Annotated in this window: 14 protein-coding genes; 6 read left to right on the top strand and 8 right to left on the bottom strand. The window is 71.6% G+C overall.

All coding sequences use genetic code 11. From position 1 onward, the window contains the following. Window positions 1-7 precede the first annotated feature (7 nt). Window positions 8-1,231, top strand: a complete 1,224-nt coding sequence (locus AC5L36_RS23055; protein WP_441219387.1) for an acyl-CoA dehydrogenase family protein — start codon at window positions 8-10, stop codon at window positions 1,229-1,231. 1,062 nt (window positions 1,232-2,293) lie between these two features. On the opposite strand, the gene AC5L36_RS23050 is transcribed toward AC5L36_RS23055, so the two are convergent. Continuing rightward, window positions 2,294-3,076, bottom strand: coding sequence for a DUF2306 domain-containing protein (locus tag AC5L36_RS23050; protein WP_441219385.1), 783 nt, complete (start codon window positions 3,074-3,076; stop codon window positions 2,294-2,296). Between the two features lie 192 nt (window positions 3,077-3,268). Beyond that, window positions 3,269-4,642: an FAD-binding oxidoreductase gene (locus AC5L36_RS23045; protein ID WP_441219384.1), complete on the bottom strand. Its 1,374-nt coding sequence runs from the start codon at window positions 4,640-4,642 to the stop codon at window positions 3,269-3,271. A gap of 146 nt (window positions 4,643-4,788) precedes the next feature. Between AC5L36_RS23045 and AC5L36_RS23040 the strand changes: the two genes are divergently transcribed. Next, complete coding sequence (locus AC5L36_RS23040; RefSeq protein ID WP_441219382.1) at window positions 4,789-6,033, top strand: RNA polymerase sigma factor; 1,245 nt, start codon at window positions 4,789-4,791, stop codon at window positions 6,031-6,033. Here AC5L36_RS23040 and AC5L36_RS23035 read toward each other — a convergent pair. The 3 genes from AC5L36_RS23035 to AC5L36_RS23025 are packed head-to-tail and all read right to left on the bottom strand — an operon-like array spanning window position 6,017 to window position 8,679. Continuing rightward, entirely contained in the window at window positions 6,017-6,649 is a 633-nt protein-coding gene (locus AC5L36_RS23035; RefSeq protein ID WP_441219380.1) for a dihydrofolate reductase family protein, read from the bottom strand. The genes AC5L36_RS23040 and AC5L36_RS23035 overlap by 17 nt on opposite strands. Beyond that, the gene (locus tag AC5L36_RS23030; protein ID WP_441219378.1) at window positions 6,637-7,887 is read right to left on the bottom strand and encodes a cytochrome P450 family protein; all 1,251 of its coding nucleotides are present in this window, start codon (window positions 7,885-7,887) and stop codon (window positions 6,637-6,639) included. The genes AC5L36_RS23035 and AC5L36_RS23030 overlap by 13 nt, the downstream gene beginning before the upstream one ends. A gap of 21 nt (window positions 7,888-7,908) precedes the next feature. Further along, window positions 7,909-8,679 (bottom strand): FkbM family methyltransferase, encoded by a 771-nt coding sequence (locus tag AC5L36_RS23025; protein ID WP_441219376.1) that lies wholly within the window; start codon window positions 8,677-8,679, stop codon window positions 7,909-7,911. 142 nt (window positions 8,680-8,821) lie between these two features. Here AC5L36_RS23025 and AC5L36_RS23020 point away from each other — a divergent pair, with 142 nt between their 5' ends. Continuing rightward, a complete protein-coding gene (locus AC5L36_RS23020) occupies window positions 8,822-10,135 on the top strand; it encodes an FAD-dependent oxidoreductase (protein ID WP_441219374.1) in 1,314 nt (437 codons plus the stop codon). Then, window positions 10,132-10,980: an alpha/beta fold hydrolase gene (locus tag AC5L36_RS23015; protein ID WP_441219372.1), complete on the top strand. Its 849-nt coding sequence runs from the start codon at window positions 10,132-10,134 to the stop codon at window positions 10,978-10,980. Before AC5L36_RS23020 ends, AC5L36_RS23015 begins: the two co-directional genes overlap by 4 nt. Window positions 10,981-11,341: 361 nt before the next feature. Here AC5L36_RS23015 and AC5L36_RS23010 read toward each other — a convergent pair whose 3' ends face one another. Both AC5L36_RS23010 and AC5L36_RS23005 read right to left on the bottom strand, forming a co-directional pair. Next, a complete protein-coding gene (locus tag AC5L36_RS23010; RefSeq protein ID WP_441219370.1) occupies window positions 11,342-12,250 on the bottom strand; it encodes a hypothetical protein in 909 nt (302 codons plus the stop codon). 70 nt (window positions 12,251-12,320) lie between these two features. Then, window positions 12,321-13,394 (bottom strand): alpha-hydroxy acid oxidase, encoded by a 1,074-nt coding sequence (locus AC5L36_RS23005; RefSeq protein ID WP_441219368.1) that lies wholly within the window; start codon window positions 13,392-13,394, stop codon window positions 12,321-12,323. Between the two features lie 129 nt (window positions 13,395-13,523). Between AC5L36_RS23005 and AC5L36_RS23000 the strand changes: the two genes are divergently transcribed. Beyond that, on the top strand, window positions 13,524-16,487 hold the full coding sequence (locus AC5L36_RS23000) for a helix-turn-helix transcriptional regulator (RefSeq protein ID WP_441219366.1): 2,964 nt from the start codon (window positions 13,524-13,526) through the stop codon (window positions 16,485-16,487). Between the two features lie 67 nt (window positions 16,488-16,554). On the opposite strand, the gene AC5L36_RS22995 is transcribed toward AC5L36_RS23000, so the two are convergent. After that, the gene (locus tag AC5L36_RS22995) at window positions 16,555-17,211 is read right to left on the bottom strand and encodes a DUF4360 domain-containing protein (RefSeq protein ID WP_441219364.1); all 657 of its coding nucleotides are present in this window, start codon (window positions 17,209-17,211) and stop codon (window positions 16,555-16,557) included. A gap of 470 nt (window positions 17,212-17,681) precedes the next feature. Here AC5L36_RS22995 and AC5L36_RS22990 point away from each other — a divergent pair, with 470 nt between their 5' ends. Next, the gene (locus AC5L36_RS22990; protein ID WP_441219362.1) at window positions 17,682-18,341 is read left to right on the top strand and encodes a DUF4360 domain-containing protein; all 660 of its coding nucleotides are present in this window, start codon (window positions 17,682-17,684) and stop codon (window positions 18,339-18,341) included. Window positions 18,342-18,375 lie beyond the last annotated feature (34 nt).

The following is an 18,375-nucleotide window of genomic DNA, read 5'->3' as shown; positions in this document are numbered from 1 at the left end:
GAGACGCATGAGCGACCCGGGGTTTCCTCCGGTCCCCGAGCCGGACCTGCGCCCGGCCGACCTGATCGCCCGCGCCGAGGCGATGGTGCCCCGGCTGCTCGCGCGAGCGTCCGAAGTGGAACGCGAGACGTTCTACGCCGAGGACGTACACGAGATGTTTCGCGCCGCCGGCTTCTACCGCATCACGGTTCCGCGGCGGTATGGCGGGTACGAGTTCGACTTCGAGACGTTCCTGAGCGTCGTGATGATCCTCGCCCGCGGCTGCCCGTCGACCGCCTGGATGTTCTGCCTGGGCGCGGCCCACTCGCTGGTCTCCGCGATGCTCTTCGAGGAGAAGGCACAGGACGAACTGTTCCGCGACGGCGACTTCATCGCCCCCGCCGTGATCGCTCCCGGCGGCACGGCGACCCGCTCCCCCGACGGCGGTTGGATCATCGACGGCACCTGGCGATACTGCTCCGGCATCCCTTACGCGACACACTTCATCGGCCACGCGATGGTCACCGGCGAGGACGGCGCACCACCACACCCGCTGCTCTTCGTGGCCCCGCGCGGCACGTGGACCCGCCTCGACGACTGGGGCCAGCAGCTGGGGCTCAAGGGCAGCGGTTCGCACAGCGTCCGCTTCGACAAGGCCGAGATCCCCGACCACTTCGGACTCGAACACACCCACATGGGCGAGATCTCGGTAACCTCCGGCACGCCAGGCCGCGCGCTGCACGCCCATCCGCAGTACGGCGGCGCCCCGATGAGCTCGATGTGCCTGGAGGGCGCGACGCTCGGGGTGGGCATCGCGCAGGGCGCGCTCGAGGCCTACGGCGACGTCATCACCAGCCGCAAGACCTCGGCGCCGCCGATCACCCTCCGCGTGGACGACACCGACTACCAGCGCTGGTACGGCCAAGCGGCGGCCTTGATCTCCGCGGCCGAGGCCATCACCCGCAGCGCGATCCGCCAGTGGCACGACCTGACCACCCGCGACCCGGCCGCCTTCACCCTGGAGGAGGACCTGCGCATAGCGATGATCTGCCGCGAGGCGGCGGAGCTGGCGTGGCGCGGCGTCGAGGCGGTCATCCAGCCCACGGCCGGCACGAGCTCGGTGGCCGCCAACGAGCGCCTCGAACGCGTCTGGCGCGACCTCTCCACCTGCCACAGCCACTCCGGCTTCGCGGTGCTCCTGACGACCGCCCTCCCCCGCCTCTACACCCAAGTCCACTTCGGACGACTCTAGAACCCCCGGCTCCGCGGAAGCCGGCATCGGACGCGGTGACAGCGGAAACATGGTTTCCGCTGTCACCGCGCATCTGTCGTCGGGCTCCACGCGTCGCTTCGAGGCATATTTGCCCGTGTCCGCGTCAGCGGCGGACCGTATGCGCGGGGTCCCCGGGGAAACGTGGAGCGCGGCGGAGCGTTTTCTTGGGGTGCTTTCCCGCGGGCACCGCTCCCGGCCGGCGGCTCGCAGCGCTCGCCGAAACCCCCGACCGTCCACCGCCAGCTCCGCGAAACAAGCCCCGAAGGCGGTCTTCGCGAGCCCTACCTCCCGCCATCCTGACGCAGCGTAGCCACCCAAAGAGCCAGATTCGCTCACACCGCCGCAGCGGTTACCCGCCGCGACGAAACACCTGTTGCTTTCCCGGATCGCCGATCCGGGACCAGGCATTGTGGACGAACCTGGTGACCGTGACCAGCGGCGGACGGGTGGGGTCAGAGACCTTTCGGGGTCAGGGTCGCCGTTCGTCGTGCGTTGTTTCAAGGCAGATTTGCCCGCGTCCGGGTCAGTGGCGGACCGTATGCTCCCGCGGGCACCGTTCCCGGCCGGCGGCTCGCAGCGCTCGCCGAACCCCCCGGCCGTCCACTGCCAGGTCCGCGAGACAAGCCCCGAAGGCGGTCTTCGCGGCCCCTACCTCCGCCATCCTGACGCAGCGTCACCAGCCAAGGGCGAGACTTCCAGATCTAGGAGACTTAGGGTTGAAATAGCGCCCTAGCTCTCCTAGATCTGGAATCTCGCGCCGCTCGCACCGTCGTGGCGGTTACCCGCGGCGACGACAACCCCGTTGCTTTCTCGGATCGCTGATCCGGGAACGGGCATTGTGGACAAACGTCGACCACCGCCCGGCGCGAGCCCGTCACCACGCCCCCTTTTCCTGCCGGCCGGTTGCGTGCAGGGGTGATCGCGACCAACGGCGGACGGGTGAGGCCGCGGGAGCAGCGGCGGCGACCAGACGCGGACGTGGGCAAACATGCAAGCTCCCCCCAAGCGGCCACCACCGCTTGAGGGGAGCCGCGAGACGGCCTAGCGGGCCACCGCGGGCGAGGGATACGTGACGATCTCGTCGCCCTTGGGGGTGTGGCGGCGCTTGGCGCGGCGCTCGATGTACCAGTGGGCGACCAGGAGATTGACGACCCAGCCGAGCCAGTTGGCGAGCTCGACGATCACGCTGACGGCGAGCGGCATCGTGGGCCAGATCGTGAACAGGCCGACCAGGATGCGGCCCCAGGTGGTGCCCAGCGCCAGCGCGAAGCTGTAGGCCATCCACCGCTGGTGCTCGGCGTAGCGGCCCTTGCGGGCCATGACCAGCCCGGTGATGGTGGTGGCGATCCAGGCGACGCCCATCGTCACGATGCCGATGCTGCCCTGGTGGTCGGCACGGAGCGGGATCAGCACGAAAACGCCGAGCGCGGCCGATGGTAGGGCGCCCGCGAAGATGTAGACGCGGCCGCTGAACCGGTGGACGCGCGGGTGGTTGCGGCGCAGCCAGCCCCACAGCTGCAACAGCACGGTGATCATCGCGATGTTGCCGGTGACCACGTGGGCGACGAGGAGTCCAAAGTGGATCTGGACGTCCTGGTCGAGGATGCTGCGGCTGTTGGTCGAGTCGGTGCTGAAGTAGCGGGGGAAGGCGTACAGGAAGTTGAAGACGACGACACCGGCCAGGACGACGAGCCACAGGTAGGGCTGGCGCCAGATCGATGGCGGCGAGGGGCGTGGCGGTGGGGCCACTGTGGATGCTTCGGTCGCCTCGATCACGGGTGACCGGGCCACCCCAAGGCTGGCTTTCTCCGCGTTTTGCGTCATGGAGGTCCCTCGGTCGTAGGTCGGCAGCGGGGTTGGCGGGATGCCGTGACTGCGCGGGATCTCCGGCGCTCCCCGACCGGACCGGGGAGCGCCGGAGCGCCTGCCACCCGCGAATCGCCTACGACTCTGGCACCTGCGCAAACGGCGGTCATCTCCGAGGATGCGCTGTCGACGACCGCCTTGCGCGGGTGGTCAGCTCGGCGAGATCGTGCCGTTGTTGAGGCGGAAGAGGTTGTTGGGGTCGTACTTGCGCTTGAGCTCCACCAGGCGCGCGTAGGTGGCGTCCGGGTAGGCCTCGTGGATGCGCTCGGGGCCGTCGTCGTAGAGGAAGTTGACGTACGTGCCGCCGTCGGGCTCGTGGAGCACCTTGGCGAACTCGTCGACCCAGGCGCGGTGCTCGTCGGCCTCGTCGGGCTTTTCGAACACGACCGCCGCGGTGAACATGATCTTGCGGTCGCGGTGGGCGAACGCGGTGGCGTCGGCCGGCACCCGGGCCATCGCGCCGCCGAGCGCGCGGAGCTGGGCGACCGGCATCGAGGCCGACGACGTGCGCAGGGTGTCGAGGATCTTGCCGGCGATCTCGATGTCGAAGTGGTCGACGAAATTGGTGCGGCTGAACGTCAGCGGGTGGTAGTCGGGATCCTCGGGCTGGTAGATCCCGCCGTACGGCATCGGCTGGACCATGTCGACCAGCACGCCCAGCTCGCGGATCGGTGCGAGGACGCGCTCGCCCTCTTCCGGGTCGCCCGCGTACACGATGATGGCGAAGACCACCAGCTGGCCGACCGCCTCTTCGGGGACGCCCGGCATCGGCGGCGCGGGCATGACGTTGATGATGCTCGACAGCTCGTCGGGCGCCTCGAGCGAGATGCGCATGTACTCGGTGATCAGCTCGGGCGTGGCCGGCATGATCAGCAGGCCGCCCAGCACCGTCGGCTCGGAGTGCAGCTTGTACTGGAACCGCGTGACCACGCCGAAGTTTCCACCGCCGCCACGGATGCCCCAGAAGAGGTCGGGGTGGTTGTCGGCGTCGACGGTGCGCTGCTGGCCGTCGGCCGTCACGACCTCGGCGGCGAGCAGGTTGTCGATGGTCAGCCCGTACTTGCGGACCAGGTAGCCGATGCCGCCGCCGATGGTCAGGCCGCCGAGACCGACGGACGCGGTGTCACCGAAGCCGGTGACAAGGCCGTGCTCGCCGGCGGCGTTGGTGTAGTCGCCGGCCTCCAGACCGGGCTCGGCCCACGCCGTGCGGCCCTCCACGTCGATTTCCAGCGCGGTCATCTTCGAGAGATCGAGGACGATCGCGTCGTCCCAGACGCCGTAGAGGCTGTGGCCGCCGCTGCGGACCGCCAGCGGCAGGCCCGAGTCGGCGGCGACGGATACCACGTGCGCGACGTCGGCGGCGTTCGCCGCCCTGACGATCACCGCGGGCCGCCGGTCGATGCCGCCCTGGAAAATGGTGCGGGCCTTGTCGTAGCCCTCGTCGGCCGGCGTGATCACCTCGCCGGTCACGCCCGCACGTAGCCGCGCGGTCACGTCGGCCGACGACACGATCTCGTCCTGCATTGGAAGTCCCTCCTGGGTTTGGCGGTACGACCCGAAGGCCGCGTACCCTATCGCTCCGTAGTCGTAGCCGCCGGGCGGTTTTCGACATCGCCAGGCACGAAGCCCCCAAGTTTTCGTCCGCACCCATCCGGATTAGGCTCTCCGTAGTGGAAGCCAACCTCCACGCTCAGGTCGAAGACCTGCTGCGCCAGCTGGCGCCGCAGGTTCTCGGCGCGCTCTACCGCCGGTACGGCCAGTTCGAGGCGTGCGAAGACGCCGTCCAGGAGGCCGTGGTCGACGCCGCGATCCGGTGGCCTGAGCAGGGGCTGCCGGAAAACCCGCGGGGCTGGCTACGCACCGTCGCCAGCCGACGCCTGGCCGACCAGTGGCGCAGCGACCAGGCCCGGCGCACCCGCGAGGTGACCGTCGCGGTGATGGCACGGGCCGACGAGGCGGTGGCGGCACCCGCCGACGACCTGCCCTACCAGCCCGACGACACCTTGATGCTGCTCTTCATGTGCTGCCATCCGGCGCTGTCGCCGCCGTCGCAGGTCGCGCTCACCCTGCGCGCCGTCGGGGGCCTGACCACGGCGCAGATCGCGGCCGCGTTCATGGTGCCGGAGTCGACCATGGTGCAGCGGATCAGCCGGGCCAAGCAGCGGATCCGGGCGACCGGCACGCGGTTTGACATGCCTCCGCCGGACGAGCGCCGGGAGCGGCTCCGGGTGGTGCTGCACGTGCTGTACCTGATCTTCAACGAGGGCTACACCGCCACGTCCGGTCCCGACCTACAGCGCAGCGAGCTGACCCGCGAGGCGATCCGGCTGACCCGCGAGGTGCACCGCCTGCTCCCCGACGACGGTGAGGTCGCCGGCCTGCTCGCGCTCATGCTGCTGACCGACGCCCGGCGCGACGCGCGCTCCCGGCCCGACGGCACGCTGGTGCCGATCGCCGAGCAGGACCGCCGCCTCTGGCACGCGGAGTCGATCCGGGAGGGCATCGATCTCGTCACCCGGAGCCTGCGGGACGGGCCGGTCGAGTCCTACCAGATCCAGGCGGCGATCGCGGCGCTGCACGCCGAGGCGCCCACCGCGGGTGACACCGACTGGCCGCAGATCGTCGCCCTCTACGAGCTGCTGGAAAAGCTCGACCCCAACCCGATGGTCACGCTCAACCGTGCGGTGGCGGCCGCGATGGCCAAGGGCCCCGAGGTGGGCCTGCTCATGCTCGACGGGCTCGACGACCGCATCGCCAACCACCGGCTCGACGCCGTGCGGGCACACCTGCTGGAGATGGCCGGCGACCGGGCCGGGGCGCGCGCCTGCTACCTGCGCGCGGCCCAGCGCACCACCAGCCTCCCTGAGCGCCGCTACCTGGAGGGGCGCGCCGCCCGGCTCAGCGAGGAGGGCTGACCGCCTTCGGGTCCAGCTTCAGGTGTACGACCTCGTCAGAGTGCTCCACGCGGGTCACCGGCAACTCCCGCGGGCCGCCGGAGACGCGGTCGAAGAGGCGTTGGCCGTCGCCCATCAACACCGGCACCACGTGCAGCGTGACCTCGTCGAGCAGGCCCGCGCGCAGGCACTGCCGGAGCACGCTCGCACCGCCCAGCACCGACACGTCCCGGCCGCCGGCGGCGATCAGCGCCTGGGACACCGCGGCCGCCACGCCGCCGGTCACGAACTCGAAGCGCGTGCCGCCCGACCGGCGCAGCACCGGACGCGACTCGTGGGTGACGACGAAGACCGGCAGGTGGAACGGCGGCTCGTCGCCCCACGGCTTCTCCCCGTGGTCGTACATCCGGCGGCCGATCACGTGCGCGCCCACCGTCGCGAAGCCCTCCTCGAGGATCTCCGCGTCGCGGCTCGCCTCACCGCCGTCGAGACCCACCCGGGCCCGCCACGTGGACAGGTTGTAGATCCACCGGTGCAGCCGCTCCCCGTCGTGGCCGAGCGGCACCGCCGGGCTGTCGTCCGGCCCGGTGACGAAGCCGTCGAGCGACACCGAGATGTCGGCGGTCACCCTCGCCATCGCGGGTCCTCCTCCCCCAGGTGAACGGGAAGCCGCGCCGGCCCGTTCATCGCGAACATGCCCTGCGGTGCCAGGTCGCCGGCGGGCACCGCCAGGCGGAGCGTGGGAAAGCGGCGGAACAGGGCGGCCAGCCCGATCTCCACCTCCAGCCAGGCGAGCGCGGAGCCCAGGCAGCGGTAGATCCCGTGGCCGAACGACAGGTGTCGCTTGTCGGTCCGCCCCACGTCGAACCGGTCCGCGCCGGCACCGTGCACCGCCGGGTCGCGCCCCATGCCGGCGAAGTTCATCAGGATCGGCTCGCCCTTCCCGATGCGTACCCCCGCGACCTCGACGTCTTCGGTCGCGAACCGGAACGGGAGGTGGGCGACCGGCGCGTCGACCCGCAGCGTCTCCTCGATAACGCTGGACCAGGTTGCCTGCCCCGTCCGGACCGCGGCCAGTTGGTCGGGTGCGGTCAGCAACGCGCGGGTCGCGTTGACCAGCAGGTGCATCGCCGGCTCGGTCCCGGTGTTGAGAAGCAGCAGCAGCGTGCTGACGATCTCGTCCTCGTCCAGCCGGGTGCCGCCGTCGCGGGCGGCGATCAGGTCGCTGGTCAGGTCGTCGCCGGGCGCCCGCCGCTTGCGGGCGATCAGCTCGCGCATCTGGTCACGAAGCCGGGCGAACGCGGCCGCCGCCTCCTCGGGCGTGATCCTCTTGCTGGCCGTGGCGTACGCGCCGCCACCGCCGCCGAGCACGCCGACCCGCTCCGCCGCGGGGACGCCGATCAACTCGCCGATCACGTTTGCCGCCAGCGGATGGCCGTACTCCGCCTTGAGGTCGACGACGTCGGTGGGCGCGTGCTTGGCCAGGTCGTCGAGCAGATCGGCGACCAGCGCCTCGATCGCCGGCCGCAGCGTCTGCACCCGGCGCGGCGTGAACGCGGTGAGGATGAGCCGGCGCAGGCGGGCGTGCTCCTCGCCGTACGAGCTGGTCAGGTTCTCCATCCGGGCCCACGCGATCAGCGGGAACTCCGGGCCGATCTCGCCGCGCGCGTAGGCGGTCCAGTGCCGGCGCGGGTCCTTGGAGAAGCGCTCGTCGGCGAGGATCTGCCGGCCGGCCTCGTAACCGGTCACCGACCAGGCGAGCACGCCGCCGGGTAGCACGATCCGGGCGACCGGCCCGTGCGCCCGGATCCGGGCCGCCTCGCCGTGGATGTCGGCGCCGCTCAGGTCAAGGGCGACGGGGGGTTCGTGGTCCATGGCAACAACCCCTAGCTCCGGTCAGGCCGCGCGGGCGGCGAAGAGCATGTGCATGTCGGTGTCGGCGAGGCGGCGTTCCTGGGTGTCGGTGACCTCGAAGCCGCGCGCGCGCAGCATGGCGGAGACATCGCCCAGCCGGCCGTCGATGTCGTGCACCTCGACGACGATCTCGCGGATCTTCGCCCAGTCGCCGTCGGCGATGCCGGCGAGCACGTCGGCCTCCGCCTTCTCGACGTCGATCTTCACGAGGTCGGCGCGGTCGGCGCCGGACTCGCGCAGCAGCCGGGAGAACGTGAGCGTCTCGCACTCCACGTAGGACAGCTGATGCCGGGAGGTCGCCAGATAGCGGGCGTCGCGCTCCGGCACGCCACCGTCCACAAGCAACTTGGTCGCGAGCGCCACGTCGTCGTCGGGTACGACGTAGAGGCCGGACTCCGCCGGTGCCTTCGGGTAGTACCCGAAACGGGCCCGCCCGTCCGTGGCGGCGAGCGCCACGTTGCGGGTCAGGCCACCGGGCACGTGCCGCGTGAAGTTTTCCTCCAAGGCGAGGTAGGTGTCCGGACCCGGCTCGGCCGCGACGATGAACGCGTCCGGGTAGCGGGCCTTGAAGAAGAGCGAGGCCAGCCCGATGTTGGCGCCGATGTCGAAGATGACCGCCGGCGCCGGCCGGGCATCGCCGGGGCGCAGGTAGCTCTCCTCGACGAAGATCTCGCGGTAGAGCAACGCCGCCTCGCCGGCGTCGACCTGTGTGACATCCTGCCCGTTCGGCAGCCGGCGCCGGATCAGCCCCATCACGTCTCCTCGCGGTCGTCAGGAATACCCACCCAGGTTCGGCGACCGCCGATCCGGTCGTCACCTTCCCGGTTGCGGTGGGTGGCCCGACTCAGCACGGAGGGAGAGGCGCCAGGCGACCACCGCCCATAGAGTCATGTCCATGGCTGCTGCCGGCACTGCCGTCGTCGTCGGCGCGAGCATGGGCGGGTTGCTCGCGGCCCGCGTGCTCAGCGAGGCGTACAGCAAGGTGTTCGTGGTGGACCGCGACCGGCTGCCGGACGATCCGGTCGCCCGCCGCGGCGTGCCGCAGGGCCGCCAGCTGCACGTCCTGCTGGCCCGCGGGCGGGAAGCCTTCGACGAGCTCTTTCCCGGCCTCTCCGGCGAGCTCGGTGCGCTCGGTGCGCCGCTGGTCGACCTGCACGACGAGGTGCACTGGTACAACGACGGGTTCCGGATGCGGCGCGCACCGTCCGACCTGATCGCGGTCGGCGTGAGCCGGGCGTTGCTGGAGCACCGGGTGCGCGAGCGGGTGGGCGCGCTGCCCGGCGTCGAGCTGTGCGCGCCGGTCGACGTGCTGGGCCTGGAGGCCACCTCCGACCGCCGGCGGGTCACCGGGGTGCGGGTGCGGCCCGCGGGCGGCGACGACCGGGCGATCGCCGCCGACCTCGTGGTCGACGCGAGCGGGCGTGCCTCGCGTACCCCGTACTGGCTCGAACACCTCGGCTACCCGCGGCCCGCCGAGGAGGAGGTGCACATCGGCATCACCTATCTGACCCGCATGTACCGGCGGGAGCCGCATCACAACGAGGGCCTCTACGGCGCGCTCACCAACGCGGTGCCGGGTGCGCCCCGGGCCGGCATCCTCGCGGCGATGGAGGGCGACCAGTTCGCGGTGGCCCTCAGCGGCATCCTCGGCGACGAGCCGCCGGCGGATGACGAGGGCATCGCGCGCTTCGCCGGCACGCTCGCCGCGCCGCAGATCGCCGAGGTGGTGCGCACGGCCGTGCCGACCAGCGATCCCGTCCGCATGCGCTTCCCTGCGAGCCGGCGGCGCCGGTACGAGCGGCTGCGCCGTTTCCCCGACGGCTACCTCGTCATCGCGGACGCCCTGTGCAGCTTCAACCCGATCTACGGGCAGGGCATGACGGTCGCGGCGCTGGAGGCGCTGCTCCTGCGCCGCCTGCTCGACCGTGGCCGGCACGACCTGGCGCGGCGGTTCTTCCGGTCCGCCGCACGCCTGATCGACGCGCCGTGGTCGGTCGCGGTCGGCACCGACCTGCGGTTTCCGGAAGTCGTCGGCACCCGGTCGCCGAAGGTGCGGTTCGTCAACGCGTACATCCACCGGCTGCACGCGGCGGCGATGGCCGACCCGGCACTGGGCGCCGCGTTTCTCCGCGTGGTCAACCTGGTCGACCCGCCGTACAAGCTCCTCGCCCCCGGGATCATGTGGCGCGTCCTCCGGCGGTCGCGATGAGCCGCACGCTGGTCTCCACCCGCCGCCTTACGGTGGGCGGGATCAGCACGCCCCTGCGGGAGGCCGGCCCGGCCGGCGACCGCGAGGCGGTCGTCTTCTTCCACGGCAACCCGGGCTCCGGCGCCGACTGGGACGGCCTGCTGGCCCGGACCGGCCGCTTCGCGCGGGCGATCGCGTGGGACGCGCCGGGCTTCGGCCAGGCCGACAAGCCACGCGACTTCCCGCACACGGTCGACGGCCACACCGACTACGTGGCCGGCGCCCTCGACGCGCTCGGCGTCGAACGCGCCCACCTCGTCATGCACGACTTCGGCGGCGCGTGGGGGCTGGCGTGGGCGGCGGCGCACCCGGAGCGGTTCGCCAGCGCCGTGCTCGTCGACACCGGCGCGCTGATCGGGTACCGCTGGCACCGCCTCGCCCGCGTCTGGCAGGCGCCGGGCCTCGGTGAGCTCTTCATGGCCGGCACCACCAGGCCCGCGTTCCGGGCCATCCTCGGCATCGGCAACCCGTCCGGGCTCCCCCGCGAGTTCCTCGACCGGATGTACGACGACTTCGACCGCGACACGAGGCGGGCGGTACTGCGGCTGTACCGTTCGGCCCGGGACATCGAGGACTTTTCGCGGCGTCTGTCCACATCGCTCAGACCGCTGCGCCGGCCGGCACTTGTCGTGTGGGGCGCGCACGACCCGTACCTGCCGGTCACCCACGCGCGGCGGCAGGACGTGGCCTTCCCGGACGTCGAGGCGCACGTCCTCGACCACAGTGGACACTGGCCGTTCGTCGACTCGCCGGACCGCTGCGCCACCCTTGTCTCCGACTTCCTCCACCGCCATCTGAGGCACTGAAAGATCCTGGCTTTACGCGCCTCACCCGTCCGCTGCCGGTCACGCTCACCCGAGCTGTCGAGCTGCCCCGTCTGTGCGCCCAGGTCGACAGCCAATCCAATCGTGGCACCCGGTCAGTCTCTAGAGATCTTTCGGAGTTTGGGGGTGGCGGCGGTATGAGCGGCGCGGGACAAGCCCTCCTGGCGCCCCGGGCTTGTCTCGCGGACCTGGCAGTGGACGGCCGGGGGTTTCGGCGAGCGCTGCGAGCCGCCGGCCGGGAGCGGTGCCCGCGGGAGCATACGGTCCCCCGCTGACGCGGACGCGGGCAAATCTGCCTCGAAGAAACGCCACGACGAGCGGCCACGCCGGCCCCGAAAGGTCTCTAGTTGTTTGGCATGTGGACGGTGCGGAGGAACGCGGGCAGCAGCCAGGGTCGCGGGCCCCAGACGAAGACCCGGCCGGTCAGGGCGACCCGGGCCCGGCTGAACCGCCCGAACAGCATCAGGTTGAGCGACGGCGGGTGGAAGGAGAGCAGCACGTCGTCGTCGCGCGCCGGTGGCTCGGCGGTCACCCGCCCGCGGTTGCCCGTGCCGTCCCGGGTCCCGTCCAGCACGAGCGTCGTGGGTGACGTGTACTTCGACCGGAACTGGACGGCGATGCGCCGGCGGGCGGCCCGTGGCGTGCTGTCGATCAGGCCGCCGTAGCCGTACCGCACGACGCCGACGAGGAACAGCTCGAAGAACAGGGCCGCGTCCCGCGGCGGGATCTTCCACGGCGCGCGGGCGGCGCGGGCGATGTCCCAGCCGTGGATGTGCAGTTCGTTGCTCAGGTGGGCGACGAGCCCGGCCAGTGGCAGCCGGGATCCGCCCAGCCAGTCGACCGCCTCGGTGGGGACGCGCCCGTCGGTCACGGCGAGCACGGCGGCGACGTCCCGCTGGATCCGCTCGGTCAGCACGCCGAGGTCGCGCTCCTCGACGTACTGCCGCAACAGCAGGTCGTTGAAGTCGCGGACGTTGTCCACATTGGTCTTGTCGAACTGGTTGTTCAGGCGGTCGTCGCGGGACGTCCGCGCGCCGGGATCGGCGATCGTGGTGCAGGCCCAGGTGAGCGACGCCATGTGGGCCGCGGTCTGTGCCACAGTCCAGCTCTTTGTCGCGCGTACGCTCGGATCGGGCACTGTCGAGAGCAACTCGGTAAACCTGTCGGCGGCACGGCGGAGCGCGAGCCGCGCCTCCAGCCACCTCTCGGGGGCGACCTCCACGCCCTTCCCCTCCGCGACATCGACGGCCATGTCTGCCTGAGTATGCCGGCGCGGAACGCTTGTCCGGAAGGGCGCGGCGAGGTTGAGCACGATGGAAGGTTCAGTCCGCCTCGACCGGGACGAGCGCGTCGGGGCCGAGGTCGGCGAGGCCGCCGCGGCCGAGCAGGGTGAGGATGGTCGTGATCTCCTCGCGGAGGAGTTCGAGCACGCGGGTCAGCCCGGCCTCACCACCAGCGGCCAGGCCGTAGACGGCGAGCCGGCCGATGACCACGACGTCGGCGCCGAGCGCGACCGCCTTGACGACGTCCGCGCCGCGGCGGACGCCGCTGTCCAGCGCGATCCCGACGTCGGGGCCTACGGCGGCACGGATCTCGGGCAGCGCGTCGAGTGACGCACGCTGCCCGTCGAGCTGCCGGCCGCCGTGGTTGGAGACCACGAGCGCGCTCGCGCCGGCGCCGACCGCCGCGCGGGCGTCGTCGGTGGTCATGATGCCCTTCGCGATCCAGGGCAGGCTGCTCTGGCCGAGCAGGCCGCCCAGCTTTTCCCAGGACCACACCGGGGCTTCCCGCTCGATGAGCTGGCCCAGCTGCCCGAAGGCCTGTTCGAGGCTCGCGTAGTTGCCGCCGAAGAGGGCGTAGTCGGGCAGGTACCGGTTGCGGAGGTCGCGTTCGCGGCGGCCCATGACGGGTACGTCGCAGGTGACGCAGAGGCCTCGGTAGCCGGCGTCCTCGTAGCGGCGCATCATGTCCAGGAAGCCCTCCTCCGTCCCCAGTGGATGGAACTGCCCGAACACGGCCGCCGCGGGGGCCGCCGCCGCGATCTCTTCGAGCGAGTGTGAGCCCGCCTCGGGCACGATGCTCGCCGTGCCCGAGGCGGCGTTGGCCTTGGCGACCGCGATGTGACCGTCCGGGTGAAACAGTCCGTCCGCGCCGAACGGTGCGGTCAGGATCGGGAGCGCGAGGTCGACGCCGAGAAAGTGGGTCGCGGTCGCCGGGGACGGCAGGCCGCTCATCACGCGCGGGCGGAACGCCCAGCGCTCGAACGCCCGCCGGTTGCGGCGCAGCGTCGTCTCGTCGCCGGCGCCGCCTTCCAGGAAGTCGCACGCGGCGGAGGAAAGCTTGGCGAGAGCGGCGTCGCGGATCTCGTCGAGGGTGGCGAACTCGTCGGCGGCCATGGCGGCAAGGTTGCGCCGAGCGGGCGGGCGCCCGCATCGGGAGATCGCCCATGCCTGGGCCTTAGAAGCGGGCGACGGATACTTAGCTTCGCGCTTGACCGGACCGCCGGACGGCGATTTGCTGGCGGCGTGGGGGTGACACGCCTGGTCGGGCGGGACGAGGAGCTGGAGCGGATCGCTCTCGCCATCCGCGAGGCGCGGCACGTCCTGGTGACGGGCGCGGTGGGCCTCGGCAAGACGCGGCTCGTCGCGCAGGCGGCCAAGGCGGCCCGGGAGGCGGGCGCGGTCGTGGTCGAGGCGTCGTGCCTCCCGCTCGACGTACGCCTGCCCCTGCTGCCCGCCATCGAGATCCTGCGCGGCCTCGACAAGGCCCTGGGCCGGCCGGCGTTCGCCGAGGTCCTTTCCGGACTCCCGCCGTACGCGGTGGACGAGCTGGCCCGGCTGGTACCGGAGCTGGTCGGCCGGGCGGCCGGGCCGGACGCGCTCCCAGCGGGCGAGTGGCAGCGGCAGCGCATGTTCGCCGCCATCGACCAGGTGCTGAGCGGCGCCGGCGGCGGCCGTCCGGTCGTGGTGGTGGTCGACGATCTCCATTGGAGCGACGCGGCGACCGTGGACCTGCTGACCTACCTGCGTGCGCCGGCCAGCGGCTCGATCAGCCTGCTCGTGACCTGCCGCAGTGACGAGGCTCCCCTCGATCCGCCGGCCGCCCGGTGGGTGGAGCAGGCCCGCCGGCCCGAGACGGTGCGGCTGGAGCTGGCCGGACTGTCCCGGCCGGCGCTGGCCGAGCTCGCCGAGGAGATTCTCGGCCAGCCACCGCGTCCGGCCATGATCGAGGGACTGCACCGGCGCTCGGAGGGCAACCCGTACTTCGCGGAGGAGCTCGTCGCGGCCGCCGGCGCCACCGGCGAGGTGCTGCCCCGCGCGCTGGCCGAGCTGCTCGTGGCGCGTTCACACCGGGTCGGCCTCCCGGCCCGCACCGTGCTCTCGGTGCTGGCCGTGGCGGGCCGGCCCGTCCCCGAGACGGTCGTCGCCCGGGTCACCGGGATGGCCGCGGCGGACGTGGCCGCCGCCATGCACGAGCTCCTCGACGCCAAGCTCGCGCTCCCCGACCGCGCCGGCTGCCGGACACAGCACGCGTTGCTGGCCGAGGCGGTGGCCGGCGACCTGCTGGCCGACGAGCGCCGCGACACCCACGCCGGGCTGGCCGCCGCCCTCCAGGCGCTGGGAGACCCGGCGCTGTCGGCCGAGATCGCCGGTCACTGGTCGGCCGCCGGCCGGCCCCACGACGAGCTGGGGGCGCTGCTCGAGGCCGCCGAGCACAGCCACCGGACGCGCGCGTACGCGCAGGCGGCCGACCTCTGGCAGCGCGCGACCGGCATCCTGGAGAGCGTGCCCGGCGCGGCCGGGAGGTCCGGGCTGGAAGCCGGTTGGCTGCGGGTCAGGAGCATCGACGCGCTCCAGGCGTGCGGTCGCGACCTGGACGCGGCGGTCCTCACCGAGCAGACCTACGCGCGGCTCGGCGGCTCGGCCGGCGGCGCGCTGCTGGCGGCGGTGCTGCACCGCACCGCGTGGCATCGCGGCGTCATCGGGCAGCGCGAGGGACCGCCGAGCCCGGCCTACGCCCTTTTCGAAGAGGCGTCGCGCATCCACGAGACCCTGCCGCGGTCGGCCGAGTACGCGCGCTTGCTCGCCGACCACGCGGCCTTCGTGTGGTTGGACAGCTGCGACCGCGACAGCGGATCGATCTATCGAAGGGCGCTCGACGTCGCCGAGCACTGTGGCGCCGCTCTCGAAGCCGCCCACGCGTTGATCGGTCTCGCCGAGGTCGAGTTCGTGCACGGCGACCCGGCCGAGGGCTCCAGGCTGCTGGATCGCGCGCGCGACAACGCCCGATCGGGGCCGCACGGCGAGCTCAGCCTCCGGGTCGACTTCCTGGCCGCCGAGTGCCACAGCAACGCGCTGCTCAAGACGGGCCACCTGGCGCAGGCCGAGCGGGTCGCGCTGGACGGCCTCGATCGGGCCCGCCGGGCCGGTGCGCTGGCCGGTTACCCCGCGGCGGTCCTGCACCACAACGCGGCCGAGGCGTTCCTGGAGCGCGGCCTCGTCGACGACGCGGCCGCGCTCCTGTCCGGGGTGCTCGACAGCGGGCCGAGGCTCGACGACTGGAATCTGCACCTGTGCCAGGCGCAGATCGAGGTCTGTCGCGGTGCCATCGACACCGCCGCCGCCCGCATGCGCGCCGTCGACGCACTCGGCCTGACCGGTCCGAGACTCTGGGTGTACGAGCGGCAGCGGCTCCTCCCCCGGATCGCGCTCTGGGCCGGCGACCCGGCGATGGCGCTCGATCGCATCGAGCACGCGCTGGAGCTGCTGGGCGGCCGCACTCTGGAGCAGTACTGCGGCGAGCTCTTCGCGCTCGGCGCGCGGGCCATAGCCGACCTGGCCGAGACCGCGCGGGCGCGCCGCGACCGTGCCGCGGAGACGGCCGCACTCGCCGCCGCCGACCGGCTTCTGGCGGCGCTGGAGCGGATGCGGGGCCGGCCGTTCGCCGAGCATCAGTTCCTGGCGACGATTCCGGGCGATCGGGCCGACTGGGAGGCCGAGCTGCGGCGGGCCCGCGGCGCCGGCGATCCCGACGCGTGGGTCGAGGCGGCGGGGATCTGGCAGCGGCTGGGCCGCCCCCATCGCCGGGCGTACGCGTTGTCGCGGCAGGCGGAGGCGCTGCTGGCCGGGTCGCGCTACCCGATGGCCGCCGCCGGCACGTTGCGCGCGGCGGCCGAGGCGGCGAGCGGGATGGCGCCCTTGACCGAGGCCATCCACCGGCTTGCGCACAGGTCCCGGATTTCGCTCAGCCCGGCGCCGGCGGTGCCGCCGGGGGTGGACGACCCGTATGGCCTCACGCACCGGGAGCGGCGGGTGCTCCGGCTCCTCGCCAAGGGCTACACCAATACGGAGATCGGCGCGGAGTTGCTGATGAGCCCGAAGACCGCGAGCGTGCACGTGAGCAACATCCTGCGAAAGCTCGACGTGGCCAACCGGGCCGAAGCGGCGGCCGTGGGCGTGCGGGCCGGTCTGACCGACCCCGATCCCTAGGCCAGCTGGGAGATCGCCCGCGCGGCGATCCCCCAGCGTGTCCACATCGGAGCGTTGATGCCCGCTGTTACGGGCAGCGCCGCCAGTTGAAGTGGTAGACCGTCCTGATGTCGCCGTCGGTCGAGTCCATCGTCACGAAGCTGGTGCCCGTCGACGTGCCCTTGTTCACGCGCAGCTCGGTGTTGATGTTGAGGTTGCGCAGCTCACCGCAGGGGCGCCAGACCATCGCGGCGACCTCCACCTCGTCGGTGGCGATCCAGTTGTCGTCCAGTGGCGCGGTGATCGGGTGCGTGACGAAGCTGCCCTGCGTCATGCCCTGGAAGTAGTAGTTGGCCCGCTGCATGGCGCTGGCTCCCCGCTCCAGCAACGCGTACCCGCGGTGGTCCACCTTGGCGATCGCGAAGGTGAATCCCTGTGGCACGTGGACGAGCACGTTGATCTGGCAGTTCTTGCGTCCGTCCGCGACCGGCAGGCCGGGACCGACCTGTGCCAGGTAGTCGCTGTAGATGACGGTGAAGGCGGTGTTGTCCGGCGATACAGCGACGTCCGCCGTTCCGGGACGGCAACCGGAGCCGGCCATCGCGATGAGGTCGATGACGACCTTGTCGTCCGGCGGTGGGACCGGGTCGTCCAGGAAGCCCTCGGCCGACGCCGGCGACATGCCGATCAGCGATGAGGTCAACAGCGCCAGTACAACACCACTACGCACCAATAGCTTACGCATGGGACTCCTTTCGAAGCGGTGCGATGATGCGCGCGCGCCGGCCAATGCTATAAGTCAGATTGAGAGCTATCAATGGCTGATTCTGGGCGCGATTCTTTCAATAAATCAGTTAGGTGTGTTTTCGATTGGGTCTTTTCTTCACAGTAGCTCTGGTCTGCGGCAACAAGCTACACCAAAGGCTTCGATAAGCCCCGCATGCCATCAAATCGCCCGTCATTTTCCCCCGGTACTTCCGTTTTGATCTAGCCCAGACGCGGCGATCACAAGCGAAGCAATATTTCGACAGGCATTTCGATATGACCTTTGTCGATGTCTTGTGTGATCTGTAAACGGGTCGCTACGATCCCACGCGAGACGCCTCACCCCCAGGCGGCCACCGGTAGTCCCCTAGCCCCGCGACCGAAGGTCGGCGCGAGGGCTATATGACGACAAGGTGCGCGGCTATCAGTTTCGTTACCCGAGGAGATCCCATGACGGTAGGACCGATCGGCGTCGGACGCGCGATCACCGTCGCGCTCGCTGTGGCAATGGCCCTGTCCCTCCCCGGCTCCGCGCAGGCCGAGCCCACCGAGGCGGCCGCGACGGAGGCGGCACCGGACGCCGCGATCGCCATCGACGTGGTGGCGGCGGCCGGCTCGGGCTGCCCGCCCGGCACGCTCAGGGTCATCGGCAACGCGGACAACACAGGCTTCCGGATCAGGTACACGACCTTCGTCGCGGAGGCCGGCGGGGGCGCCGACGTGGCCGACCGCCGCAAGAACTGCCAGGCCGCCCTGCTGGTGAGCGTCCCGGCGGGCTGGACCTTCGCCGTCGCCTCGGCGGAGTACCGCGGCCGGCTCCGCCTGGACAGCGGTGCCACCGCGCTGCACCGCACCAACTACTACTGGCAGGGTTCCTCGGAGAACAACCAGGAAGACCACCCCTTCTCCGGGCCGGCCAGCGGTGCCTGGCGCGCCTCCGACAGCGCCTACGCGCTCGTGTACAAGCCCTGCAACGAGCAGCGGATCCTCAACGTCAACACCGAGCTGCGGGTCGACGAGGGTACGTCGAGCCGGAAGAACACCATCTCGATGAGCTCCAGCGAAGCCGACGTGGAGACCCTGTTCAACTTCACCTGGCGGAGGTGCTGACTCCTGCCGTCGCAGTGGTCACGAAGGGCGTCAG

Source organism: Phytohabitans sp. LZ39 (genome assembly GCF_059359075.1).
This window is presented reverse-complemented; position numbering and strand designations above follow the sequence as displayed.

What these genes read in the sequence shown, in the direction of transcription:
- AC5L36_RS23055 (WP_441219387.1), top strand. Translation starts at nt 8, where the DNA reads ATGAGCGACCCGGGGTTTCCTCCGGTCCCCGAGCCGGACCTGCGCCCG.
- AC5L36_RS23050 (WP_441219385.1), bottom strand. Translation starts at nt 3,076, where the DNA reads ATGACGCAAAACGCGGAGAAAGCCAGCCTTGGGGTGGCCCGGTCACCC.
- AC5L36_RS23045 (WP_441219384.1), bottom strand. Translation starts at nt 4,642, where the DNA reads ATGCAGGACGAGATCGTGTCGTCGGCCGACGTGACCGCGCGGCTACGT.
- AC5L36_RS23035 (WP_441219380.1), bottom strand. Translation starts at nt 6,649, where the DNA reads ATGGCGAGGGTGACCGCCGACATCTCGGTGTCGCTCGACGGCTTCGTC.
- AC5L36_RS23030 (WP_441219378.1), bottom strand. Translation starts at nt 7,887, where the DNA reads ATGGACCACGAACCCCCCGTCGCCCTTGACCTGAGCGGCGCCGACATC.
- AC5L36_RS23025 (WP_441219376.1), bottom strand. Translation starts at nt 8,679, where the DNA reads ATGGGGCTGATCCGGCGCCGGCTGCCGAACGGGCAGGATGTCACACAG.
- AC5L36_RS23020 (WP_441219374.1), top strand. Translation starts at nt 8,822, where the DNA reads ATGGCTGCTGCCGGCACTGCCGTCGTCGTCGGCGCGAGCATGGGCGGG.
- AC5L36_RS23015 (WP_441219372.1), top strand. Translation starts at nt 10,132, where the DNA reads ATGAGCCGCACGCTGGTCTCCACCCGCCGCCTTACGGTGGGCGGGATC.
- AC5L36_RS23010 (WP_441219370.1), bottom strand. Translation starts at nt 12,250, where the DNA reads ATGGCCGTCGATGTCGCGGAGGGGAAGGGCGTGGAGGTCGCCCCCGAG.
- AC5L36_RS23005 (WP_441219368.1), bottom strand. Translation starts at nt 13,394, where the DNA reads ATGGCCGCCGACGAGTTCGCCACCCTCGACGAGATCCGCGACGCCGCT.
- AC5L36_RS22995 (WP_441219364.1), bottom strand. Translation starts at nt 17,211, where the DNA reads ATGCGTAAGCTATTGGTGCGTAGTGGTGTTGTACTGGCGCTGTTGACC.
- AC5L36_RS22990 (WP_441219362.1), top strand. Translation starts at nt 17,682, where the DNA reads ATGACGGTAGGACCGATCGGCGTCGGACGCGCGATCACCGTCGCGCTC.